Source organism: Pantoea sp. EKM101V (assembly GCF_011800325.1).
Classification (GTDB): domain Bacteria; phylum Pseudomonadota; class Gammaproteobacteria; order Enterobacterales; family Enterobacteriaceae; genus Pantoea; species Pantoea anthophila.
The window spans coordinates 26,693-48,497 of the sequence record NZ_JAALFP010000017.1 but is presented as its reverse complement, the minus strand read 5'-3'; the positions used below and the strand labels follow the sequence as shown (position 1 = coordinate 48,497).

The 21,805-nt window shown below is 54.6% G+C and carries 26 protein-coding genes; 1 reads left to right on the top strand and 25 read right to left on the bottom strand.

The annotated features are described in order from the left end of the window. The first annotated feature begins 109 nt into the window (after positions 1-109). Positions 110-1,144, top strand: a complete 1,035-nt coding sequence (locus HFD92_RS20205; RefSeq protein WP_167429579.1) for a hypothetical protein — start codon at positions 110-112, stop codon at positions 1,142-1,144. Between the two features lie 81 nt (positions 1,145-1,225). Here HFD92_RS20205 and HFD92_RS20200 read toward each other — a convergent pair whose 3' ends face one another. The 25 genes from HFD92_RS20200 to HFD92_RS20080 form a co-directional block, all read right to left on the bottom strand. Then, entirely contained in the window at positions 1,226-1,621 is a 396-nt protein-coding gene (locus HFD92_RS20200) for a hypothetical protein (protein ID WP_040126225.1), read from the bottom strand. Continuing rightward, complete coding sequence (locus HFD92_RS20195) at positions 1,618-4,482, bottom strand: conjugative transfer ATPase (protein ID WP_040126224.1); 2,865 nt, start codon at positions 4,480-4,482, stop codon at positions 1,618-1,620. Before HFD92_RS20195 ends, HFD92_RS20200 begins: the two co-directional genes overlap by 4 nt. After that, complete coding sequence (locus HFD92_RS20190; protein ID WP_040126223.1) at positions 4,482-4,898, bottom strand: TIGR03751 family conjugal transfer lipoprotein; 417 nt, start codon at positions 4,896-4,898, stop codon at positions 4,482-4,484. The genes HFD92_RS20195 and HFD92_RS20190 overlap by 1 nt, the downstream gene beginning before the upstream one ends. Positions 4,899-4,909: 11 nt before the next feature. Continuing rightward, positions 4,910-6,445: a TIGR03752 family integrating conjugative element protein gene (locus HFD92_RS20185; RefSeq protein ID WP_167429578.1), complete on the bottom strand. Its 1,536-nt coding sequence runs from the start codon at positions 6,443-6,445 to the stop codon at positions 4,910-4,912. Further along, the gene (locus HFD92_RS20180) at positions 6,435-7,355 is read right to left on the bottom strand and encodes a TIGR03749 family integrating conjugative element protein (RefSeq protein ID WP_040126221.1); all 921 of its coding nucleotides are present in this window, start codon (positions 7,353-7,355) and stop codon (positions 6,435-6,437) included. Before HFD92_RS20180 ends, HFD92_RS20185 begins: the two co-directional genes overlap by 11 nt. Further along, on the bottom strand, positions 7,355-8,011 hold the full coding sequence (locus HFD92_RS20175) for a PFL_4703 family integrating conjugative element protein (RefSeq protein WP_167429577.1): 657 nt from the start codon (positions 8,009-8,011) through the stop codon (positions 7,355-7,357). The genes HFD92_RS20180 and HFD92_RS20175 overlap by 1 nt, the downstream gene beginning before the upstream one ends. Then, entirely contained in the window at positions 8,008-8,373 is a 366-nt protein-coding gene (locus HFD92_RS20170) for a TIGR03750 family conjugal transfer protein (protein WP_040126219.1), read from the bottom strand. Before HFD92_RS20170 ends, HFD92_RS20175 begins: the two co-directional genes overlap by 4 nt. A 12-nt stretch (positions 8,374-8,385) precedes the next feature. Further along, entirely contained in the window at positions 8,386-8,775 is a 390-nt protein-coding gene (locus tag HFD92_RS20165; RefSeq protein WP_040126218.1) for a TIGR03745 family integrating conjugative element membrane protein, read from the bottom strand. 32 nt (positions 8,776-8,807) lie between these two features. Then, positions 8,808-9,050: a TIGR03758 family integrating conjugative element protein gene (locus HFD92_RS20160; RefSeq protein WP_040126217.1), complete on the bottom strand. Its 243-nt coding sequence runs from the start codon at positions 9,048-9,050 to the stop codon at positions 8,808-8,810. Beyond that, complete coding sequence (locus HFD92_RS20155) at positions 9,050-9,385, bottom strand: RAQPRD family integrative conjugative element protein (RefSeq protein ID WP_040126216.1); 336 nt, start codon at positions 9,383-9,385, stop codon at positions 9,050-9,052. The genes HFD92_RS20160 and HFD92_RS20155 overlap by 1 nt, the downstream gene beginning before the upstream one ends. A gap of 388 nt (positions 9,386-9,773) precedes the next feature. After that, the gene (locus HFD92_RS20150) at positions 9,774-10,547 is read right to left on the bottom strand and encodes a TIGR03747 family integrating conjugative element membrane protein (RefSeq protein ID WP_167429576.1); all 774 of its coding nucleotides are present in this window, start codon (positions 10,545-10,547) and stop codon (positions 9,774-9,776) included. Then, positions 10,540-12,639 carry a type IV conjugative transfer system coupling protein TraD gene (traD, locus tag HFD92_RS20145; protein ID WP_167429575.1) on the bottom strand — a complete coding sequence of 700 codons (2,100 nt, stop codon included), beginning with the start codon at positions 12,637-12,639 and terminating at the stop codon, positions 10,540-10,542. The genes HFD92_RS20150 and traD overlap by 8 nt, the downstream gene beginning before the upstream one ends. After that, positions 12,636-13,205 (bottom strand): restriction endonuclease, encoded by a 570-nt coding sequence (locus HFD92_RS20140; RefSeq protein ID WP_167429574.1) that lies wholly within the window; start codon positions 13,203-13,205, stop codon positions 12,636-12,638. The genes traD and HFD92_RS20140 overlap by 4 nt, the downstream gene beginning before the upstream one ends. Continuing rightward, on the bottom strand, positions 13,202-13,708 hold the full coding sequence (locus tag HFD92_RS20135; protein WP_167429573.1) for an integrating conjugative element protein: 507 nt from the start codon (positions 13,706-13,708) through the stop codon (positions 13,202-13,204). Before HFD92_RS20135 ends, HFD92_RS20140 begins: the two co-directional genes overlap by 4 nt. A gap of 2 nt (positions 13,709-13,710) precedes the next feature. Beyond that, a complete protein-coding gene (locus HFD92_RS20130; RefSeq protein WP_167429572.1) occupies positions 13,711-14,340 on the bottom strand; it encodes a lytic transglycosylase domain-containing protein in 630 nt (209 codons plus the stop codon). Further along, complete coding sequence (locus HFD92_RS20125; protein WP_167429571.1) at positions 14,319-15,044, bottom strand: TIGR03759 family integrating conjugative element protein; 726 nt, start codon at positions 15,042-15,044, stop codon at positions 14,319-14,321. The genes HFD92_RS20130 and HFD92_RS20125 overlap by 22 nt, the downstream gene beginning before the upstream one ends. Before the next feature lie 10 nt (positions 15,045-15,054). Next, a complete protein-coding gene (locus HFD92_RS20120) occupies positions 15,055-15,663 on the bottom strand; it encodes a DUF2275 domain-containing protein (protein WP_242461322.1) in 609 nt (202 codons plus the stop codon). Positions 15,664-15,818: 155 nt separating this feature from the next. Then, on the bottom strand, positions 15,819-16,466 hold the full coding sequence (locus HFD92_RS20115) for a PilL N-terminal domain-containing protein (RefSeq protein WP_167429569.1): 648 nt from the start codon (positions 16,464-16,466) through the stop codon (positions 15,819-15,821). Between the two features lie 129 nt (positions 16,467-16,595). Then, on the bottom strand, positions 16,596-16,844 hold the full coding sequence (locus tag HFD92_RS20110) for a DUF2442 domain-containing protein (protein WP_135778150.1): 249 nt from the start codon (positions 16,842-16,844) through the stop codon (positions 16,596-16,598). Continuing rightward, a complete protein-coding gene (locus tag HFD92_RS20105) occupies positions 16,828-17,070 on the bottom strand; it encodes a DUF4160 domain-containing protein (protein WP_135778149.1) in 243 nt (80 codons plus the stop codon). The genes HFD92_RS20110 and HFD92_RS20105 overlap by 17 nt, the downstream gene beginning before the upstream one ends. Positions 17,071-17,174: 104 nt before the next feature. Further along, positions 17,175-17,387 carry a hypothetical protein gene (locus tag HFD92_RS20100; protein ID WP_101826806.1) on the bottom strand — a complete coding sequence of 71 codons (213 nt, stop codon included), beginning with the start codon at positions 17,385-17,387 and terminating at the stop codon, positions 17,175-17,177. Positions 17,388-17,444: 57 nt separating this feature from the next. Continuing rightward, positions 17,445-17,927, bottom strand: coding sequence for an STY4534 family ICE replication protein (locus HFD92_RS20095; protein WP_167429568.1), 483 nt, complete (start codon positions 17,925-17,927; stop codon positions 17,445-17,447). Positions 17,928-18,256: 329 nt separating this feature from the next. Beyond that, a complete protein-coding gene (locus HFD92_RS20090) occupies positions 18,257-20,323 on the bottom strand; it encodes a DNA topoisomerase III (protein WP_167429567.1) in 2,067 nt (688 codons plus the stop codon). Between the two features lie 14 nt (positions 20,324-20,337). Continuing rightward, the gene (locus tag HFD92_RS20085; RefSeq protein WP_167429599.1) at positions 20,338-20,892 is read right to left on the bottom strand and encodes a hypothetical protein; all 555 of its coding nucleotides are present in this window, start codon (positions 20,890-20,892) and stop codon (positions 20,338-20,340) included. 10 nt (positions 20,893-20,902) lie between these two features. Next, complete coding sequence (locus HFD92_RS20080) at positions 20,903-21,616, bottom strand: PFL_4669 family integrating conjugative element protein (protein ID WP_135778145.1); 714 nt, start codon at positions 21,614-21,616, stop codon at positions 20,903-20,905. Positions 21,617-21,805 lie beyond the last annotated feature (189 nt).

Below are 21,805 nucleotides of genomic sequence, written 5' to 3'. Positions count from 1 at the left end.
GAAAATGAAAATTTAGTTATTTCAAGAAAAAACTATTAGTAGAAATATAAACAGAGTAATTTATACCTCTGAAAATATTATAAAATGTTACTAGGTTAAGGTGGTTTTTATGAAGCTAGATTTTTTCAAGCCAATAGTAGACACTAAGGATTACCATCCTAACTTTGAAAGGCTTCTGCCCGACAAATATAACAGCGCAAAAAGGCTATTTAATGATTGGGCGTCTGGTTTTGATGATAGAGACGGTAAGTTGGTTAAAGAGTTTCAGACGACTTTTAACTCAACTTTTTGGGAGGTCTACCTACACGCCACTTTTAGAAGCTTAGGGTTTGAAATTGATTTTTCCTATGCATCACCTGATTTTAATTTAAATAAAAACGGGTCGGAAGTTATTGTTGAGGCCACAATTTGCAATTCTGCAAATGGAAAAACCCCAGAATGGGATCGGGCTGAGGAATATAAAAGTTCGATTCCAAAGAGGTTTTGGGATTTAAATAAAGAGGCAATGATAAGGATTAATAACTCAATTGTATCAAAGGTAAATAAGTACGAAAAAAGTTATAGTAAATTACCACACGTTAAAGGAAAGCCATTTGTGATTGCTTTGGCTCCTTTTGAACAGAGGTTTTTCAATCTTCAGAATGACCGCCCTATAAGAGCTGTTCTGTATGATGAATACATCAACGAAGACATATACTTAGACAACCCTGAGCGTTATCCTGATGGCCCTCCAGTGCAAAACTTAGGATTTGTAGAAAAAGATAATGGTGCAGAGATACCCCTCGGTATTTTTAACGATAATCAATATGAATGCGTGAGTGCTATAATTTTTAACAATGCGGCTACTTTCAGCAAGCTCCAAGCTTTAGCAAACAAAAATGGTGAAAAGGTAATGATCAGTTCAACATGGTCAACCCCTCCAACTGGTAAGCCAGAACACATCGAAGGTTGGTCATCAGACTATAAAGAAAACATAACTGATGGCCTTATGATATTCCATAATCCATTTGCAAGAATCAAGGTTGACCCAAAATTATTCCGAGCTGAACGTATTTTCCAAGTTTACGCAAGTGATGAAGAATGGACCTTAATATTTGAGAATTATGAAGACAGATTATTAACAAGGTCAGCCTATTCATTTTAATTTAAAACTTAATTATAAGTCAGTGGGTTATAGTTGGTTTTTAAAACCGGCCTTGCGGCCGGTGATAATTTGAGGTTTGAATTAATCTGAGAAAATGGAGTTAATCCACAGTGTTAGGTAAACCATATCCGCAGCGTCAGGTACGTTTACATGCCAGCGTGGCGAATCGAATTCGTGATCCAGCGGGAGACCGGCACGGCCTTCCTGCGTCAGCAGAATGTCCGCACGCTTGCCTCTGCTGTCCTCAATATGAACCGACACGCAGCTACTCTTACCAATACGATGTGGATTACAGGTGATCGTTACCGGCGATTGCAGCCTTGACCTCAACGCGTTCTCCATTGCTTTAAGGCGCTCTGCCGTCGTTGCCGTCATCGCGGGCTCACCCTGCGGATGCAGCCTGAACATAGCAGGGGTTGGCGTATCGTCCGGCGCAGGGCGCTGGATCAGAGGTTGCGCATACTTGAGCTTAATCATGCGGTCAGCATCTCTCTCTTATCATTGTGTTCGGGCATCCCGTCCGCATCTTCCTTCATCAATCCACGCAGACGATCCAGTTTTTTCGCTACGAGAATAGCAGCATCCAGCTCAGAACAGTTATGTTTACGCATCAGCGCTTTACGTTCGGCTTTCTCTTCTTTTTCCGTCATCCCGAGCGCGAGGTAAAGGCTGGGCGGAACAGCGCGGAACAGCGCTTCAATTTTCTTCGAGAGCACCACACCTTCGGTATAGCACCGTGAGAGTTTACTGGCGGAAAGCAGCACGGCTTTTTGTTCTTCTGAAAGCGTTCGGAAGCGGGCAATATCCTCCACCTCTTTTTTCGGCATCGTCAGACAGATCCACCACTCCGCCATATTCAGCATCTTGCCGGCAGCGTTCGGGTAATCCTCAAGGTTCTGAGTGGCAAGCCACAGCCATGCGCCAAGCTTACGCCACATTTTGACTACTTTGGTCATGTAGGGGGCGAGAAGTGGGTTAACTGTCACAACGTGCGCCTCATCCACGGTGAAAACAATGTCACGTTCAAGGTACTGGTCACGTTCGGCAATGTTGTTGATGGTGTTCGTCAGCGACACCATCGTGAGCGCCATCTGCGCCTCGTACCCTTCACGGGCAAGGTGCGCTAGGTCGATCAGCGTAACGTCCGCCTCCGGCCACAGAGAGCCCTCCTGGTTAAAGAGCTCTGCCTCAAAGCTTCCGTGCTGCGTAAACATGCCCAGGGATTCGGCCATTTCAGCCGCTTTCGCCCGGCGGGTTTCATTACGTACCTGCCCGTTGCCGCTTTCAGTCTCCAGTGAAATGGCGTTAAGCGCATTCTGCAGGTCGCCTGGCAGCATCTGGCGGCCTTCCTCTAGGGTTTTACGCGCGGCCATAATCAGCGCCTCGCGGATCATGGCGCGGTCAGCACGTTTCAGCGCGGCGTCTTCTTTCGGGTCGCCGCCGGTAATCATCATTCGGGCAGAAATCTCCATTTCGCCCAGAATGTCGCGCTTACCGTTCTCTTCATCATCATCTGGATCGTCTTCAATATCCGGCAGGTCACTCTCATCAATTGCCGGGGCGGGCGCGTCGCCGTCAAACAGCTTATGCGCATCAGCAAAGGGGGGCAGCGATACGCCGCTGCCGGGTTTGACGCTGACTTTGTTAACCGTAAGGCCCAGACTTTCAAAGTAGTCAGCGGTCAGCCCGAAACTGTTACCGGCTTCCGCGATGAACAGACGCGGGCGGTGCACGGCCATCAGCTGACAGAGCATCGAGCAGAGCGTGGCCGATTTACCTGCGCCGGTCGGTCCGAACAGCAGCATGTGCGCGTTCTGAGAGCGGTCATCCTTGTTCAGAGGATCAAAATCAAGCACGTCGCCGCCACGGTTAAAAAAGCTGAATCCGGCGTTGCCGGTCCCGGTTTCGCGGCCGGTGACGGGCAGCAGCCCGGCAAGATGCTGAACCCACGTCAGGCGGGTATACCAGTTTTTTTTGTCGTGCTGCGGGTTAAAGCACATAGGCAGCGCTCGCAGCCAGGTGTTAAGCGGGCCGGTTTCATGTTCAGCGCGCACCGGCTGCAGCCCTTCGTTCAGGAGTACGGTGCTGAGCTCGATGCGCTTACGGTTCATTTCAGGCATGTCTTTTGCCCGGAGCACAAAGGTGATGGCGGCGCGATAAAGTTTGTGGCGGTTTCCCAGCAGCTCCTTGACCGCCGCAACGTCCTGACGGACGCGCCCCGACTCGGTATTCTCGCCGATGGCGTTTTTCGCCAAGCGGTTAAACTTCTCTTCCAGCGTGTCCTGCGGCTCAGCGACAACTGTCATGCACAGCATGGTGCCTTCGGGGAACGTGTCCATCAGCGCGTTAATTTTCTTTTCACCACGGCTCTTTTCTCCGGTGAGCGTGCCGGGCTCGGGGGGTTTACGCAGGCGCTCCACGGAAATGGCTGAATGGGCAATGTTATCCAGCCACCACACGCCGTTCTCAACGTCAGAACGTGGCGGTGTGAACAGCAGGGTTTCGGTGAAATCATTCTCTACGGGGATCATGCCAGCAGGCGTGTCGCGACTGTCTTCATAGGCAGCTGCGCGGTAAAACGCTTCTTTATTCATGCCCTCGGGCGCAGGATTGAACATCCGCAGCAGCCAGGCGTGAACCTGCAGACCGTTCTGACGCTTGCAGTGGATGTTCACGCTGGAAAAGGCGCTGCAGAGGCGCTCACACGCCTGATTCAGCATGCCAATGGGTGACATTAAATCAGCGCTGTTTTTTGTCGCCCAGCGGTAGATAACCATGCGCGTGCGCCGCTGCTGCCCGCGCCACGGCTGGCCGGTGATCAGCTTGTCTTCAAAGAGACCTTCAGGACGCGCAATCCCGCGCATATGCTGCTCAGTCTCCTTAAGCCACGCCTCGGTAAACTCGCTGCCCTGCGCGTGCGGCCTGACGTAGCCGCGCAGCCGGTTAAGGTAGGCATCAACGTTATTCTCATCCTGACAGTAGAACTGCACGATCCAGGGATTGCTCGCCAGATCGTCAAAGCTGTCCTGCAGCGCATCTTCCACCACGTCGCGGATCTGCTCCAGGCGCTCGTCAGGACGGCCTTCGGTTGCCGCCGGCGTCACTTCATATACGGCTCCCACGGAGAAACCATCATCAAGCAGCAGGCACTGCTCCGCGTCCAGAAACTCTGCCCACGGCAGATAATCAACGATAGACGGATTGTGTGAATAAACGCGCTTTTCATCGGCCTGAGACATTTTACCGGGACGGGCAACGGGCTCCGGACCGGCTTGCTCAGAAACGTCAGTTAAGTGACGGTTTTTTTCAGGGGATTTCCCTTTAAAGAGTCCAAACATTACAGCGCCTCCGTACGTTCGCCAGGCATGGCGTACTGCGTCTGGTCATAGAAGGGGAAAACTGTGCTGTAACCTGGCACGGGGGTGTTTCCGTGTGCGAGATGAGGGAACACGTACATCACCATGTCAGGATTAGGCAGCCGCGGGAACTGCTGGCTGATTTCGGACTCCTGCGTGCGGCTATAGCTTCGATCGTCGCGAAGTGCGGCCTGTTGCTCACTGTCAGAAAGGCCTCGGCGCAGCGTGCTGCGGGCTTCACTGCCTCGCGAGACGCCTGATTCACCGTCGGTGCCTTTCCACAGCTCCAGCATGTTGCTGTTGCCCGGCGGCAGCATTTCATCTTTGTTTGTGGAGCAGCCGGCAAGCGTGCTGGCTGCAATAATCATGAAAACCCCGAATTTTGCAGTAATACCCATGGTTATTCTCCTCAGTCCAGTCCGCCGGTGCTGCCGTCTTCGCCAGGCAGGGTAAAGTCGTAACGCACCCGGCGGCCCTTGTCTTCATAGTCGATCGCCAGCTCGCGGGTAATGTGTACGGCAAGTTTTGCCCCCGGCTGTACGTAGATAGCGTCAAAAGTCTGCCCGTAACGCTGTTTGACCCACTCGGTGATTTCGTCAGAACTGCCTGAAATCGCCTTGCCCAGAACGGCCTGTCCGGCGTCGCCGGTAAGGGTGGAGGTCACGCCGCCGTAGGCGTTGGTCTGGCTTGTCGTCTGGTTCTGGCCGATGGCATCTCCCGCCGCGCCGGCTGCGCCCAGCAGTCCGATCGTTGGTAGATAGCTTGAGGCATTCGACTTGCGCGTGCCGGAGATGCAGGGGATCCCGTTTTCATCAGAAATCCAGCCGATACCGCCACTGGTGCCGGTCTCTTTACCGCCGCTCTGGTTGCTGTTATTGCCGCCCTTGCCGCTGCGGTCCGGCTTCGGCAGAGTACGCACGGTGCCGTCGGTAAACACAAAGGTGACGCTGTTGACCTGACCACGCACGCAGGACAGGGTCCAGTCGCCGGAGGCGGTGCCGGAGACGATCGCACCCTCAACGTCCGGCAGCTCAATGCCGTTAGCCGTCAGGTTGTCTTTTCCGATAAGTACCTTAAAGGGATAAGGGTCGGTTACGGTGCCGTTGATCGGCACGCGACCGAGCAGTGCCGTCATGGCGCGGCTGCCAATCAGCGTGGAGTTCTCCGGAAGCGTATACACCGGTTCGGCCTCTTCTTCCGCGCCTTTTTCAGCGGTTGACCCCTTTACCTGCTGTTCATAGCTGCCTTTTTGCTTCGTCAGCGCGTTTTCACTGAGAAACGACGTCGGGAACTGTGAACCGCCGGTGCTGCTGCCCGACGCGCCATTTTTCTGCGCCGATGACGTGGAGGGGCTGTCCTGGGGCGTGACCCACATTAAGCCATCGCTGCCGGAGGCCGGGGCATTGCCACCGCCGGCACCCATACCGTCGAGACCCAGACCCAGCGGGATATCGCTGTCAGACCCTTTTGCCTTGTCTGTAATATCCTTACCAGCACTCTGCAGTTTATTCGTCAGCTCGTTGATTTTTTGCGTCAGGACGTTCTGCTGCTGGCGCATCTGATTTTCGCGCTCGTGATAGCTTTTCTCCACGCCCTGAACGGCCTGATTGACCTGTCCGGAAACGTTGGTATTGCGCTCGCGCAACTTTTCATTTTCATCCAGCAGCTTGGCATTCTGCCGGTTGAGAGAATCCTGCTGCTGACGAACGGCATTAAGCGAGCCCACGATCGTTTTCAGCGTGTCCTGAGGCGTATCGCCCTCGATGCCGAGCGCCTTGAGTTCCTGCGGAGACAGGTTTTTTAGCGCGTCATTTGTCTGTGCATGTGCAGTCTGCGTGGCGGGCTCCTGCGGCTTGCTGTTATGGCTTTTCACTGCAATAAATCCGCCACCAACCAGGATGGCCGGAACCAGCACTTTAACCAGTCCGTTTGACTTAATTTTCATAGCGGATCACCTTCTGGGCTGGGCGAGTAGCAGCCTTATGTGCGACGGAGGGCTCACGTACAAAAGCGTCATCAGGGCGACCGGCGGTAACTAGGTACAGTGTGGTTGTGTCTTCCGGCGTGCCGGCGGCACCCAGCCAGCGGTGCTGAAAGGTGGCCGTGACAAACTGGCCCTGCAGCTCTCGCGGATCGAGCACAACCTTCTGCGACGAGCTGTTACGGATCCTCAGCGCGATGACGGTACGACCGGCCACGCCCCAGCCGGCTACCGGTGACACAGTCACGGGGGCCGAGGGGTATAATGTCGTAATGCGTGATGGCAGGTGCGGGTTAACGGGATGAATGCCCGGCACGGCTTCAACGGTGCGCACCGGTGCATACAGGTTCTGGGCTGCGTAACGCGTCAGCAGTACCGGAACAGGAGCCTTATAGCTGACTTTTTTACGCTTCGCCTGCGTGCTGTTGCCGTCGCTGGCGGCTTTCTGTGCGGTGCCGGCGGCAGCACTGCTGACCGTAGTGACGTCACCGCTGTAAACGATTTTAACCGGCTCGGCTGAAGCGGTGGCCGTTGTACGGACGTCCAGAAGAATAACCTCCCCGCTTTCCATGTCCTGCAGCTGCAGGCGCGACTGAGGGAAATCACTGTCGGCTTTGAGATAGACCGCGCCGCCGAGGCTCTGCACGCGCAGCTTGCCGTTCAGTGCCGGCGGAAAACCCACGCGCACGTTTTTATCAACGAAAATTACGCGTTCCTGACCAGTTTTGAGGGGGATCTGCAGCGGTACGCGTTCCCATTTCATCAGCTCGTCCGCTTGCGCCGGCGCGGAAAGCATCGCTGTGGCCGGCAGTAGTGATAATGACAGCGCCACAAGGCATGCACGAGATCCTGAGGTAAAAGATGGATTCAACATCAGAACATCCCCTTTCTTTCTGGTTTCGGCTGTTCAGGTGCGGCGGCTAGACGCTGCGGGATGCCTTCATAGCAGTCCAGCGCCATACCAAATGGATTAGATTCAGAGTCGCCGTCCCAGCGCACGACTTTTAGCGGATAGCGCACCATCGCGCGTTTAACCGGCTCGGTGAGGTAGTATTCGTCGGCAACAAGGTCGAGTTTCACCACCCAGTTATCACGATCGATGACTTTCACGCTGTCACCTGAATAACCGCGCCCTGGAATTTCATAAACGACGCGCACGCGGTCGGTCAGTTCGTTTTTTTCACCGCGAACTCTTGCATCCTCAGTAAGAAATGCCTTGCACTGTGGCGTCAGATAAGCTGAAAGCGACTGAATGCGGGCGGGATAGTCCACTTTGCCGTTTTTAGGCCAAGCGTTCAGCTGCTGGAAAATGTAATACGTAAAGCCGTAAACGGTCGGAGGCGGGATTTCCCACCACGGGCGTGTGCTGCCTTTACGCAAATCAGGCGGGTTGTGGATGGTCAACTTTTCAGGTGCCCGCATCCAGCCCGCCATTGCGGTAACCAGCAACAGCAGCAACACTACACAGGCCGCCCGCAGGGTAAAAATATGCTGATCGCGGCCCTTAACCGCGTGGCGAAAACGACTCATTTGGTACTCCTGAGGTTTTTGCTGCGTCGCAGGGACCAGCCCCGCGAGTCAATAATCAATCTGGGATCGCCCAGCCCCATACGGCGCTTTTTTAAAGCAAACCGCTGCCAGAGAAAATTCTCGGGTTTGCCACGTTTTTTACTGCTGAGCCACCGGCCACCAAAAGCGATTAGGACGAGAGGAAAAAGCAGCGTTACCGTTGGCACAATCAGCCAGCTGAAGAACGGGAGCAGAAGCAGGGAGAGAATAAAGCCAACCGCTACACCGATTAGCGCCGCAAGCCCTAATTCGGGGGTGGTAAACCCCCGAAAGACCACAGGCTCAGCGTTCAGGCGATCCGGTAAAAATCTTATGGTCGCCATTCTGAAATATCCTTAGGCGATGATTTCGGCAGACTTACCGAGCAGCCAGATGATGGCAACCAGCAGCGCGACACCAACGACCACAATCGAACCAAACTTCACCCAGGTGGCGCGTTCGTTACGCACTTCGTTAAAAGTAACTAGGCAGTTCTGGGCAACCATAAAGAATGCAATTGCGCAAAGCACGAGTCCACCCAAGACCAAGCCATCCTGGATATACCCCGTCAGCTGACCATTCAGACCGGTTCCGGCACCACTTGAAGAAGGAGCTTCAACGGTTGGCAGGTCCGCAAAGGCCGGCTTAACAGAAAGCCAGCCGAACAGGCTCACCGCCAGAGCGCGAACATAAGAAGACTTAGCCTTAGAAACTGAACGGGATACAACAGAAGCAAATTTAGACATGATTTCACCTGCATTAAGGGATTGAGTAAGGGTTAACTGCCAAACATCCAGATACTTACAACTAACAATAAAACTGAGCGGACAACGGCTCTGCCCACCGCGCCTTCCTTCAGGCGCTGATTTGCCCAGCCCGAGTAAACGTCAACAATTGCCCAGGCTGCCCACCAGAACATGAAACCGAACAGAAGCCCGAGGCAGAGAAGGTGCAGACCTGATGGCTCAAGATTTCCGGAACCCGCTTTGAAGGCTGCTTCCTGTGCAGCTGTCATCGCCATCAGGGACGCTCCCGGCGATAATTTCCCGCCACGCTAGACAAATCGCGGGGTTGGGCACGCGTTGGTTCCATATAGCGATCAATACCGGCGCTGATGGTCTTCAAATCGCCATTAGCACGCTGGTAGTCGAAGAAGTAGCGGCCACGCTCCGACGGATCAGCCTGTGCTGCGGCAACCCGCGCCCGTTCCAGCGAAGCCTGAACCTGGACGATCATTCGCTGCGCGGATGCCAGCTCGTCTTTCTCAGATGCAGACGCCGGAGAGGACGCGAGAAAGGTCAGGCCCAGCACACCGCCGCATAACAGAAGTTGTGTCGCCGGACGAAGAGATTTCATATGCACCTCCAGTGGTTGTTGAGTGCGGTAAGCATGCGAAATCTGGCTGCCGGGTTCAGCCGTTAACTCTTTTTGGAAAAATAAAAATTTAGAGTTCAGCGCAAATGCTGATTTATATTGAGAAAAGACACCTAGTTTGTTGTAACTAACTTAAAAGCACTGACGCCCCGCTATGCGGGTTGTCTGCTGACGGCAGGCTTCTGAAAACAAGTTTCAGTAGCCTCCGTCCAGCTCCGAGTTAAGGTCACCGAAATGATTAATTTAGTTCGTGCATGAATAATTAAAGGAAGGGATTTGATCTGGACCGACAGTGGTATATACACGTTGAAAGAAATTTACTGATAGCAAAAAATACAGCCTGCGGCGTACAGGCTGTATGTCATCATGGTTAGAGATATTTTTTGAACGATGCTGTTGTTACCGTAATGGTCAGCCCAAGCATTAACGCTGCAGGCAACAGCAGAAAGTTTGGATAAACCGCTGAAGGCCATGAAAGGTAGGCCATCACCGGCAAATACACAGCCGGTTTAATCAACCTTTTTGCGCGGTGGTACAAAAAAGACGACTCGTAACCGGCACCAAAACGGCGCAGATCACGACGGCCAAGCCCTTCAACCACGGCAACACATATAACCAGTACGAACAGCGGGACAGAAAGAGCAATAATGGTAACGCGGATCAGCGTCACGATAGAAACATATACCGTTGCCAGCATGTACTGCTGCAGATAATTACCCAGCCAGCTGCTGGCACCTTTAAGGTTGCGTGATACCTCATTGCCGCTGTTCATTTCGGCCTGATATGTCTGCTGTATCCAGCCGATGATCCCACTGTCCACAAACGCCCATTGATAGGCATCAGTCACCCAGCGCGTCACTGTTACAGCCGGCTCGGAAAGCAGCAGGCTGCGGGTAAAATCAGAAGACAAATAGCCAAACTCGGTATTCATCACCGCCTGGCTGTGCGCGGCACCCATTTCAGGCCAAAAGAACGCAATCCCGACATATTCAATGACAAGGCTCACTATCAGTGAAGCCAAGATCACGCCAACGAGTTTCCACGGCCAGCCCCAGACCAAGTTGTAAAGCAGGCCGTGCTCACGCGGTTGCGCGGGGTACTGCTGCGGATATTGCTGCGGTGCGGTACGACGTGCCTCAGCCATTGTTATCTCCCTTCACTGGCGTAGCTGCAGAACTGCGGCTGTCCCACCACCCTTCACTGCTGTGATAATTCCGGCGCATCTCTTCTGCAAGCCGCGCGATGTTCTCAGGCATATGCACGTCACCTGCATCGCCTGCCGGCAGCGGCATACGAATTTTCCAGAGCTGGCCACCCTCAAGCAGCGCAAACGCCTGACCTTTAGGCAGTGTGACAATGTCGGCAGGCTCAAGCAGTGGCACCTTAATGGTGCCGACGCGATCCTGAGTGCTGGAGGTAAAATCGTGATTGACAGTGACGTCAGCTGAATCCTGATGACCTGAGACCAGCGTTTTACTGTAGATTTCAACCTGCGGCAGCTGTGATGTCAGCAGCTCTGCCGTCCGGTTTTCTCGCACGCGCAGCATGATCAGGTTATTGAAGTTACCCTGAACCTGAGAGGTTTTGGCCGCGCTCCCGATACGGGCTTCGATATCAGATGAGGTCTGCGTATAGGCCGTCACCTGCATGCCCGCACCGCCACCTTTATTGATGAGCGGGATAAACTCATTGCCCATCAGTTCGTTGAATTCATCACAGTGCAGGTTAATGGGGTCTTTACCCTCTTTTGAACCCGGCAGGCCGCCGTTGATACCGTGCTTGTAGATGTGACCGGCCACGCTCACCAGATCGGCAAACATACTGTTACCTACGGCGCTAGCAACCTCGCTGTCGCTGAGCGCATCAAGCCCCACGTAAACGATGCCTTTTTTACGGATAACCTGCTCCCAATCAAAAATAGGGCGCGGATCTTCCATATTCAGATAATCGGGAGACAACAGCTCCGCCGTTTTACCGGTGGTCAGTTTTTCCAGTAGCGGCAGCAGTGACGCCACAATTTTGTCAAAGTAGGTACGGTCATAACGTACTGCAGAGCGCAGTCCGTCAAGTATCGGGTCATACAGTGCGTTTCCTGCGTCCGAACTCAGCGCCACTTCAACTGCCCAAATCCGGATAGCTTCAGGCTGCCCCTGCATGTTGCGCGGCACGTCGTCCTCACCAAATGCGTTGGCATTGTTCTCGATCTGACTGTTCAGTTCGGGTAGTTTCTCAGTAATGATTTTGTCGGCGTAACGCAGATACAGTTCGGCGATGTTGTTCACATAGCGGGTGATGAGCGTGTAATCCGGGCGTTCCCCAAGAGCAACCAGCGCCCGGGCAACGATATTCACGAACCGCCAGGCAAACTCGCGAAACGCTGCGCTGTTACCTTCACCGCTGAGCTGGCCGGCAACGCGGGTAGCCACCTCTGATACGCGCCCGAAGCGGCCTACGGCGTTATACCGCGCGGAAATATCAGGCCAGCCCAGATGGAAAACGGTCAGCTGATCGCCCCGGCCTGCCCGGTGAGCTTCCGCCCAGACCCTTTTCAGTAAGTCCGCATCGCCTTTTGGATCAAACACGATAGTGACGTCTCCACGACGTATATCCTGAGTGATTAACAGCTCAGCGAGGCGTGTTTTGCCCACGCGGGTTGTACCGTAGACAACCGTGTGACCGACACGCTCACGTAGATCGAGCGTGACGTCGGTTTCATCCGGTTCAATGCCGTGTACGGCTGGGTTACCGCCAACCGGGGGAAGCGGGCGAACCGGATTGACTGGCGTATCGGCACTGAGCAGTCTGCCAATCGCCGGCAAACTGTTTTCTGTCGCTTCCTCTAACTGGCGGGCAAGCTGATACAGCTTCGACGGCTTAAGGTAGTGGGCCACTTCCGGGCGCAGCGTATCGCGCAGGCGCTGGGTGTGTTTCTGGGTCCAGCGAAACCCACGGCCCAGAAAAAGCCGGCGTTTACTGACGGGGATCTGTTTTGACGTCATTACGTAGCGCGGTAAACGGCGAAGATTGCGGCGGTAGCGAATAACCTGTATTCCCTGACGCGCGCGCATGGCAGAAAGCACGGCGAATCCGCCGGCGGTGACGTAGCTGACGGAGGGGGCCAGGGCTACTGCCCAAGGCGCTGTCACGCAGACGATGGCGGCAGTGCCCGCTGCGACCGCTGTATTCAGCTCCACAGCCGGGCGCAGAAGGGCTTCAATTACGTATTTATCACTCACAAAGAAAACTCCTTAAAGGGTTTACCTGCCAGCAGAGCCAGAAGGCGTTGTCCGCTGATAATCATCAGTTGCTGTGAACCGCTGCTGACAGCCCTGCTTTTCTGGCCCGTCCGGCCGGTATGAATAAACAGGCCACGCTGCCCCATGCGCGTCAGCAGCGCGTCAAAGTCCTGAACGTGCGACGGCGTTATCGCCCGGCTGTAGCGCTTAGCCTGAATCAGCCAGCACTCGCCGTTTATGTGTACCCGTCCGTCCAGGCCGCCGTCGCCGCTGTATGACGCATTGCGCTGTACGGCATAGCCCTGACGCTCAAATGCCAGCAGCAGTAACTCCTCAAAGACGTAGGGATTAATCTTGCGCAGATAGCTCATGCGCTGCCCGTCTCCGCTGAGCTGGCGAAGGCGGGTATAGACGCGCTCTGCCGTTGCGCGATACCGGCGGTGCCGCCGCTCGCTGGCCGACTGCCGGCGAAAGCGCCAGAGCAGAAAAATAATCACGGCCAGCAGGACGGCCAGCAGGACCGGATTTGCCATCAGCAGTGCCGCGACGTAAGGAGCTGATATCACTGCCCTACCTCCTGAGATAAGCCGCTGTCCGTGATAAGTAAGGGGTAATGGGTCAGCTGCAGGCGGCGGGCAAGTTCAGATCCCGATGAGGGCGCCAGCTGAAGACCGGGCGCGAGACCGCGCAGAGCTTCCAGCGATTCTAGGCTTTCAACGTTCACCACGAGGCCGGCAGCATTTCTGGCCGAAAGCTGCTGTGCGTTCTGCTGCAGCCACTGCCGTGAATAGCTGTCATCACCAATGATAAACAGCGCTCCGATGCCCGGCAGCTGCAGCGACCGGGGAGTCACGTTTCCGGGGGAAAGTTCTGGCGTAATAACGGGCAGCATGGCCGCTTCACCCTGTTCAGGAGCTGCAGCAGGCGCAGGCGGCGTATCCTGGCGGTTTACGGCCTCGAAAATAGCCTGCGTGCTCTGCCCGCCCAGGTCTGCAATGACGTTGAGCTCAGCCAACGCGGCAGGCGAAAAGGCGATAAATGCGGTAACGATGAGGTTTTTCAGATTCATGATCACTGACTCCGTGGATCTATCCAGACGAGGCCGTTATCCGGCACCGATGCGGACGCTGTCTGCTCAACTGCGGTAGCGGCCGGCAGATGCGGCGAGGACTGGAGCATCGCGAGCTTGCTTTTAACGAAGGCGCGATAGCGGGCAGCGGGTGCGCCGCCTGCGGGATGGTGATAACAGCCGGCTGCATCGAGCCAGCTTCCGGGTTTCCGGTCCCAGCACTCGCGCAGGATGGCGGCAGCGGCGTTCAGATTCACGTAAGGATCCAGCGCCTCCCAAGTTGACGTAAAACGCTGGCCGTTCCAGCCGAGATTAACCTGGGCGATACCGACATCGATGCGCTTCAGTGAGTTTGTTTTCATGAACACCTGCAGCGCCTGCCAGGCTTCAAGGCGGGTTTTATAGCGATAGCCCTTACCCGCGACGTTGAGAGTCCACGGCCACGGGCGTTCGCCCTGCGGCAGCCTGCGCGATGATTCCTGCAGGCTGACGGAGTAGAGCGATTCTGGCGGCACGCTGTGCGCCTGCGCCACGCGCACATACCCCTCCGGAACGGTCTGTTTGCCACCGGCGAACGTGGAAAATGAAAGCAGCAGCAGCGCCGCTCCGGTCAGAATGCGGCGAGTTGCCATCCGTCTTCCCCCTGCTGCAGAACCACCGGCATGATGCCGTTACCGAACCGCATCCAGCGACCGCCGTCGTGATTCAGTGTGATCTGACGGCTGCGCACCCTGTCCAGCGGAATGTGATGGTCTTTTGCCCAGCCGCGAAGTTTCCCGTCATCGCCCTGGCTGTCTACAAGGTAGATATCAACCGGCCTGTTATCGGCTAATACCGCTGCCAGCCGGGCGTCACATTGCCCGCAGCCCGCTGACTTAACGAACAGTGCCAGCCGCCCTCCTGTGTCGTGCGCAATGCCGGCTGCGTTGCCCATATTTACCGCAAGCGTTTCCGGATAGAGCCGCTTCCATGCGGCGGTGACTTCGCGCTGGAAATCCAGCTCTTTTTGCGTACGCGCAAACTCTTCCTTAACCCACTTCTCAGCATACTGACGACGCTCAGCCTGGCTCCGCGCCTCAATACCTAGCGTTGACAACGGATCCAGACCCGGTGACTGAATGCCGCGCGGACCGTTCATCAGCGACTGATAGCGCTGATAATCGTCCTGACTCAGCCCCCACTGACCGGCTTGCTGCTTCAGATCCTGCACGCTGCTTTGCTGCACGCTCTGCGCCGGCGCATCCACCGGTTCGCCTCTGGAATTCTGAACCTGAACGCTGGCCTGCGCAGAGCAGCAAAGCATAATCGCTGCAAGACTGGCTATTTTTAGCTTCATATCGCCTCCGTTAGCGAACTTTGATAGTCGTTAAGCGTCCGTTTACGCGAAATTGCGCCTGCCCGTAACCGGCGTGAACAAGTGTCCAGCCATTAACGGTCTGGCCTTCGCCGATCAGGCGGATTTCAGCCAGCGAGCTGAATCCCGACGGCGCGATGGCCGCAAACGACTCCGTGCCCCGCTTTTCAACGCCGGTCAGTACAAATGGCGCTTTGCGGGCCACGGTGTTGACTGCCCGGTGCGGCTTAGCGGGTGCCGGCTTTTTTACAGGCGCTGCCGCTTTGGGTTCAGCTGTGGCCTGCTGCGCTTTCTGGGGCGGGTTCTGCAGTGCGGTGACTGACTGTTCCAGTGCAGCCTGACGGCTCTGCAGTGCAGTCTGCGAATCGTTTAGCTCATCGATCGAATGACGAACCTGACCGACTGCTTCAGATAAGCCTTTGGCAGACCAGGCTTCGACAGATTTACGGACCGCATCGAGCTGAACCTGCTGCTTTTTTATCGCCTCGGCCTGCGTGCTGATATTTGCCTGGAGAGGTTCAAGATCGGTTTTAGCCAGCGCCTGGGTGTAAACCACGTTTTGCTGCTTTTCGACGTAGCTGAGACGGTTTTCCTGCGACACGCCGGCGCGAAGAGATATGAATGCGAGACCAAGCGCGGCAATAGAAAGCGTGGACAGTGCTATAGCCGGCAGCCGGCGTTTTACGGCGCTGAACCTGCCGCCTGATGACGGAACACCGTCATCTGCATTTTCGTGAGGGAAAGACGTTTCTGTGGTCATTTTGTCAGCCACCCTCCGTGAGCAGGCTGGGCCTGAATGGAACGAGGGGCGATCACCTGAGAGGAACTGGCAGAAGATGGAGTGCCTGCAGCCGGTGCGTAGGCGCTGGCAGAACGCGGCGGCAACTGTGTCACGGGCAACTGATAACCGGCACGCAGGCTGTGACAGACCACACGCTGTACGTCATCAACTTCAAGCTCCCATGCCGGGCCCGCCAGTACCTGCAGCGCGGTGCGAAGGCGCATAGGACCGAGCTGGAACTGGACTGCCGGCAGCGGCTGACGGTATAACACGCCGTTAGCCGGACCGGTCTGACAAAGCGAATAGCCGGACTGCTTCAGGGCATAGCGCATGGCGTCAGCCACGGTTGGCTGCACTGAGGAGGGGATGCGGACGTCAATAATCTGGGAAAGGGGGTCGCGTTGCACGGCTTGCGGATCCGTGCTGACCAGCAGGTAGCGATCGTAGCGAACCACTTCCGGCGTCCGCGCATATACATCATCAGCGGATGCCTGGATATTGCGGGATACGCTGACCGGGGCAACCGGTTCAGCAGGTGCCCGCTCCTGCAACTTCTGGGGCTGCTGAACGCACCCTGCCAGCAGCGCAAGCGGTAAAGCGGCAAAGACGGCGTTAAATTTCATCTGAAAAGTTCCTGTACAGTGAGAACAGGCTTCACTGTGCGCAACTCTTCGGCATGCTTCTATCAACAACTCTTTTTGCGATTTCAAAAAAAAACGCCGACCGGAGTCAGCGTTTTTTAATCAGCACCTTCAGGCGACCTGATGAGGCGGGTGCGTTACATCACCGCGCCCCTTTAACAAGCCATCGATTGAAATATCTTCGTCCAGTGCGTCCCAGTGGATACCACGGGGAGACAGTTCGTAATCTTTCAGCTGTTCGGCAGACGCGTTGCGAAGCCGGGGAAACCATGAAAGTGGTACGCCGATTATCCGCTCGTCTGAGAGTTCGACCCACATAGTGTGATGATCGAACCGAACGTTCTTAGCTGAAATAATCATTCCAGGCCTCCAGAAGCATGGGTTGGTGTTGCCTTATCACTGTCATCAACTCTTTTATCGTCCGGGAGTCAAATCCATCGTTACTTGCCAGTTTTACAACCGGCTCCAGCCAGAATTTTGCTTCTGTACCGGCCTTTATCACATGAATGTGAGCAGGTTCGCGCGGATTGCCTTCGTTGGAGTAGAAAAAGAACCGAAAACCGTTCAGCCGTAGTATGGCAGGCATCGTCAGTAACCTTTAAAGGATTATGGTGAAATTTACTGCAGTAATCAAAAGGCAGTGAGGGGTCGCAAAAAAACAGCGGCATATTGTGTTATGCCGCCCTTCTATTACGGATGCTCTTTCTGAGTCCATAAGTTAGCTTTAAGCGCATTTTCAGCGTCAATTTTCTTACGAAAATATTCGTTAGATTCTCGGGTTGCCGGTGCACCGCTTTCCTGATCTGCTGTACCAATATAATAGCCTCGACCAGATTGCATAACTTCCAGCGGAAGCGCCACGTTGAGATATTTCTGAGCTAAAAAGCCTGTTTGAGTATTCATAGAGTTACCTGTGAAAGATGACTTACTCTGTTTATAGCAAGTCTAAGGTGAGCGGATTTAGAATGAGTTATCAGCGTAAGATTGCTGCTGTGAAACAGTATTCTGTGCCTGATGAGGTTCAGCGCGTTCAGTCTTGAAGACCATGTCCTGGCCTATCTTGATCCAGTCCACTTTGATCAGGCGGGCTTTCAGACTGACGCGGCTTTCACCTGCGTGCTCACCATTTTTCAGCTGAAAAATGTCCGTTGATGGGTTGCTCAGAACAAAGCCAATCAGCACTTTCTTATCCTCATCTACCGCTTTCTGGCAACGGTTAATGAGGCTGCTGGCTTCTTTGCCGGCAACGGTGACGTCGAAACGCACATAAGAAGGGCTGTCGCTCGGACCTGACAGTGCGTTGATCACGCAGCTGATAAAGGTGCCGGACTGAGCATTTACCTGGCGAACGTTGCTGAGATAGCCCAGTCCGTTGATGGTCAGGTTGAAGTAGTCTTTAGATTTACCGGTGTTACTGGCATTAGAGGTGTTGTTTACAGACATGATGTTTTCTCCATGGAGGTCAAATTTAGTTCGACGGAGAAAACTTCTGCCCGGACGGGAGAAGTATTCCCGTCGGGGAGTCAGAATCAGCTAAATTCTGACTGTCTTGATAGTTGAATGTACCTTCATCGTCAGGCAGTAGGAGCCGTGATTGACGATATCTGCTTCCAAAGGCGAGCAGATGTACCACACTGATGTGTTCTCCCTTGCAGGCTACAGGAGTGTTATGTTCAGCCACCCGAAGGCGATTCTCTCAGGCCGATGAATCATTGGTGGTCGTCAGAGACGACAGACAAGCACGTTTATTTTTAAGCCAAATGTCACTACTGTCAACCTTTCTGGCTCTGTAGATTGAGAGTAGCCGGCGCAGAAGCTGGGCTTTTCCGGCCTTTACCAGTGCCCCGGCTTTTCCCCGCAACCTGGCGTCGAGTTTTACGGTTTGTCTCACCAATGATCCCCTTACAGTCCGGGTACTTCACACAGCCCCAGAATTTACCTTCCTTACTCTTACGCTGATGGGTCTGTCCGCCACACAGCGGACAGACAGGGCCGACCGGAACCGTGACCTTAAAGGCAGTGTCCCGCTCTTTTTCGACCAGATGTCGGGTCCACTGGCTTTGCTTTTGCATAAAATCACTGAGCCTGCTTTTTCCCTGGGCAATGTCATCCAGCGCCTGCTCCCACAGGGCCGTCATGCCCGGACTGGTCAGCGTCTCTGGCAAAGCAGAGATCAGCTCCCGCGCCATCTGCGTGGCAATGATGAATTTTCCTTTTTTCTCCAGGAAGCCCCGTTTAAACAGCGTTTCCAGTACGCCGCTGCGCGTTGCTTCCGTACCGAGTCCCGCGTTATCGCGAAGCACCTTCCTGAGCTGGGGATCCGTGACCAGGCTGGCGGCATTTTTCATGGCGGCAATAAGCGTTCCTTCCGTGTGGTGCGGCGGCGCTTTTGTCACATTATCTTTGACGTCTGCACCGGTGACGCTGCAGACATTGCCCTGTTCCAGCACGGGCAGCTGCGCTGCAGACTCTTTATCACCCTCTTCCTCTTCGGCCAGCTCCCCTCTGAACAGGGATTTCCACCCGGCATGAACCATCACGCGACCGCGCGTGCGGAAAAGCTGATTACCGATATTGAAGGTGGCATCCGTCACATCGGATTCCTGCAGCGGCATAAACTGAGCCAGATAGTGCAGGCGGATAAGAGTGTAGACTTTGAGCTCTTTAGCGTTCAGCTTTGCTATATCGAAGGGCTGTCGCGTAGGAATAATGGCGTGGTGCGCGGTAATTTTCTTGTCGTTCCAGACACGCGAGGTAAATGCGGTATCAAGACGGGAAAGTTCGCCGCCGATAGCCGGATCAGAATGCTGTACAGCCTGAAGAACGTCATTGACCTCTTCCCGCATCGATACAGGCAGATAACCGCAGTCAGTTCGCGGATAAGTCGTTGCTTTGTGCGTTTCATACAGTGACTGGGCTATAGACAGCACCTCATTAGCGCCCAAGCCCCATTTCCTGTTGCAGGCTTCCTGAAGATCTCCGAGGGAAAAACAGAGCGGTGCCGGCGTTTTAGCCCGCTTTTTCTCAACGGAAATCACACTGCCGTTCCCGGATTTAAGGCAGAGCTGCTGAACCGCCTGTGCAATTTGCTGATTTACACACCGTTTTTCATCATCACAGTATTGCTCCGCAGCAACCCATTCAGCTTCAAAACGGACACCGTCTTTTTCAAGCTGCGCTCTGACTTTCCACCAGGGCTTTGGTGTAAAGCCGGCAATTTCAAGATCCCGGTTAACCACTATAGCGAGCGTGGGCGTCTGCACCCTGCCCACGGAAAACACTTCCGATAATCCGGCTTCACCGGCCTTAAGGGTATAAAGCCGCGTCAGGTTCATCCCGATAAGCCAGTCCGCCCGCGAGCGGCCAATACCCGCCTGATACAGTTTTTCGGTCTTGTCGCCTGACAGCATTTCACTAAGGGCTTTTTTGATGCTGGCTTCATCCAGCGCGGAAAGCCACAGCCGGCGCACGGCACCGGTGTAATTGCAGTAATCCATCAGCTCACGCGCGATCACCTCACCTTCGCGATCGGCATCGGTTGCGATGACTACCTCACTGGCCTGTTTCAGCAGTTTTTTGATAACGCCAAACTGATCGGCAGTGTCTTTCTTGACGGTCATCTGCCAGCGGTCCGGGATGATCGGCAGAACCTCCGTGCGCCACGGGCGTCCAAACTGCTCGCCATAGGTTTCGGGCGTGGCCGTTTCCAGCAGATGGCCAACTGCCCACGTGACCGTAATGTTACCGCCGGTAATACACCCCTGGCCGCGCTGGCTGACGCCCAGCACGCGGGCAATATCTTTGGCCTGGGAGGGTTTTTCACATAGATAAAGCTGCATGCCGGCCTCCGGTTTTAGCGTGCCTGACCAGAAGCAACCTGGCGGACCTGAGACATAACGTTGTTGAATGTGCTCCCGGTAAGGTGCGATGCGACGGGCGATTTGTATGTCACATATACCCGCGTACCGGAACCGTTCTTTTCAAGCTCGATATCCATATGGTCGTTGTCACCCACATCGCTGCCCATACGATAGGAGCTCCCCGGAACGGCCTCCCACACTGGATGAGCATCCTCAATAGCAGCAGCGCTCCAGCGGCTGTTACGATCTCTGGAACGAATACGTTCAATTTCATCCGCACTCACATAGCCGTAGTGGCGCTTTAGTCGCGCGGCTGCCGTATCAATATCTACCGGCACGCTGAACTGTTTGCTGGCACTCTTCCCGCCAGATCCTGATGCTTTTGTCAGCACCGGCATACCGTTGCCGGAATCCATGGAACTTGAATCACTGCCACGCAGGGTTTTACTGATACTGAAAGCGGTATCGCTGATATTTTTGTTGATGCTGGCAAAGTCAGTGCCGGCACAGCCGCTGAGAAGGGCGCAGATAACGCCCAAAGTAATCATCCGGTTCAAATTAATCGTCCTCTGAGGTAACGGCAGAAAGTGGAGAGAATGAAGAACGTTTTTTGCCTGACATAACGGCAGGATCCGGTTCCCCCAGGCGCTCTATGGCAGCCAGACCCCGCGCCGTTTTATGGCGGATATCCTCGTATGTCACCGGCACGGTCCGGTAGTTCTGAATCAACCCGTAGACTACACGTATCGCTTTACTCCCTTTTTCGAGGAAATCATCGCGCTGTGAACGGGAGATCAGACCGTAATGGAATGCCCGGAAGGCTTTCAGCGCCAGCTGATCGTAATGCACTAACAGCCAGACACAGCGATAACCAAGGGGGGAACGGCTGAATACATCAAGGTTCAGCGGCTCGGAAGATGTAACTTCAGATATGGTGATACCTGCCGGAATGGCGGCTGTAATGGTTTCTATCTTTTTGACTTGCTCTTCCACCTTCTGAGTCGCCAGCTTAATGGCCTCTTCAAGTTTGACCAGCAACTCATCACCATAGGGGTTGCCGGCCGCTGCATCACGCCCGGCGAACCCCGCCCGCGAAATCGCTTCCGGCATCCCCAGAATTTTGGGGCGTTTTTCCGCCTTTGATTTCTCATCTGATCGATTGCGCCCTTCCCAGAGCCTGATTGCATAATGCGAATGCAGCTCGACAGTCAGCGTGGATACTAATCCGCCAGATCGCCGGGACGCTGTTTGAGGGGTTGTCTGTTCGGCCATAGCTGTCTCCTGATTGGCAAAGGCTTTCGTAAGTTAAGTGGCGATCCTCATTCCTGAGAGGACCGTAAACAATTCGAAATCAGATATTCGAAAAGTAAAATTTGTTCGCTGCCTATGACGCTTAATTAATGACCACTGTTGCACCGTGCAACGCTGCTCTTTTTTTAACCACCGTTGCACCGTGCAACA

Excerpts from the sequence above, each read along its gene's own strand:
- HFD92_RS20090 (WP_167429567.1), bottom strand. The coding sequence starts at position 20,323 with ATGCAGCTTTATCTATGTGAAAAACCCTCCCAGGCCAAAGATATTGCC.
- HFD92_RS20190 (WP_040126223.1), bottom strand. The coding sequence starts at position 4,898 with ATGGGTATTACTGCAAAATTCGGGGTTTTCATGATTATTGCAGCCAGC.
- HFD92_RS20205 (WP_167429579.1), top strand. The coding sequence starts at position 110 with ATGAAGCTAGATTTTTTCAAGCCAATAGTAGACACTAAGGATTACCAT.
- HFD92_RS20160 (WP_040126217.1), bottom strand. The coding sequence starts at position 9,050 with ATGGCGATGACAGCTGCACAGGAAGCAGCCTTCAAAGCGGGTTCCGGA.
- HFD92_RS20080 (WP_135778145.1), bottom strand. The coding sequence starts at position 21,616 with ATGGCCGAACAGACAACCCCTCAAACAGCGTCCCGGCGATCTGGCGGA.
- HFD92_RS20115 (WP_167429569.1), bottom strand. The coding sequence starts at position 16,466 with ATGAAATTTAACGCCGTCTTTGCCGCTTTACCGCTTGCGCTGCTGGCA.
- HFD92_RS20125 (WP_167429571.1), bottom strand. The coding sequence starts at position 15,044 with ATGAAGCTAAAAATAGCCAGTCTTGCAGCGATTATGCTTTGCTGCTCT.
- HFD92_RS20200 (WP_040126225.1), bottom strand. The coding sequence starts at position 1,621 with ATGATTAAGCTCAAGTATGCGCAACCTCTGATCCAGCGCCCTGCGCCG.
- HFD92_RS20170 (WP_040126219.1), bottom strand. The coding sequence starts at position 8,373 with ATGGCGACCATAAGATTTTTACCGGATCGCCTGAACGCTGAGCCTGTG.
- HFD92_RS20095 (WP_167429568.1), bottom strand. The coding sequence starts at position 17,927 with ATGTCTGTAAACAACACCTCTAATGCCAGTAACACCGGTAAATCTAAA.
- HFD92_RS20185 (WP_167429578.1), bottom strand. The coding sequence starts at position 6,445 with ATGAAAATTAAGTCAAACGGACTGGTTAAAGTGCTGGTTCCGGCCATC.
- HFD92_RS20195 (WP_040126224.1), bottom strand. The coding sequence starts at position 4,482 with ATGTTTGGACTCTTTAAAGGGAAATCCCCTGAAAAAAACCGTCACTTA.
- HFD92_RS20155 (WP_040126216.1), bottom strand. The coding sequence starts at position 9,385 with ATGAAATCTCTTCGTCCGGCGACACAACTTCTGTTATGCGGCGGTGTG.
- HFD92_RS20100 (WP_101826806.1), bottom strand. The coding sequence starts at position 17,387 with ATGAATACTCAAACAGGCTTTTTAGCTCAGAAATATCTCAACGTGGCG.
- HFD92_RS20110 (WP_135778150.1), bottom strand. The coding sequence starts at position 16,844 with ATGATTATTTCAGCTAAGAACGTTCGGTTCGATCATCACACTATGTGG.
- HFD92_RS20105 (WP_135778149.1), bottom strand. The coding sequence starts at position 17,070 with ATGCCTGCCATACTACGGCTGAACGGTTTTCGGTTCTTTTTCTACTCC.
- HFD92_RS20180 (WP_040126221.1), bottom strand. The coding sequence starts at position 7,355 with ATGTTGAATCCATCTTTTACCTCAGGATCTCGTGCATGCCTTGTGGCG.
- HFD92_RS20135 (WP_167429573.1), bottom strand. The coding sequence starts at position 13,708 with ATGAATCTGAAAAACCTCATCGTTACCGCATTTATCGCCTTTTCGCCT.
- HFD92_RS20165 (WP_040126218.1), bottom strand. The coding sequence starts at position 8,775 with ATGTCTAAATTTGCTTCTGTTGTATCCCGTTCAGTTTCTAAGGCTAAG.
- HFD92_RS20085 (WP_167429599.1), bottom strand. The coding sequence starts at position 20,892 with ATGATTACTTTGGGCGTTATCTGCGCCCTTCTCAGCGGCTGTGCCGGC.
- HFD92_RS20150 (WP_167429576.1), bottom strand. The coding sequence starts at position 10,547 with ATGGCTGAGGCACGTCGTACCGCACCGCAGCAATATCCGCAGCAGTAC.
- HFD92_RS20175 (WP_167429577.1), bottom strand. The coding sequence starts at position 8,011 with ATGAGTCGTTTTCGCCACGCGGTTAAGGGCCGCGATCAGCATATTTTT.
- HFD92_RS20130 (WP_167429572.1), bottom strand. The coding sequence starts at position 14,340 with ATGGCAACTCGCCGCATTCTGACCGGAGCGGCGCTGCTGCTGCTTTCA.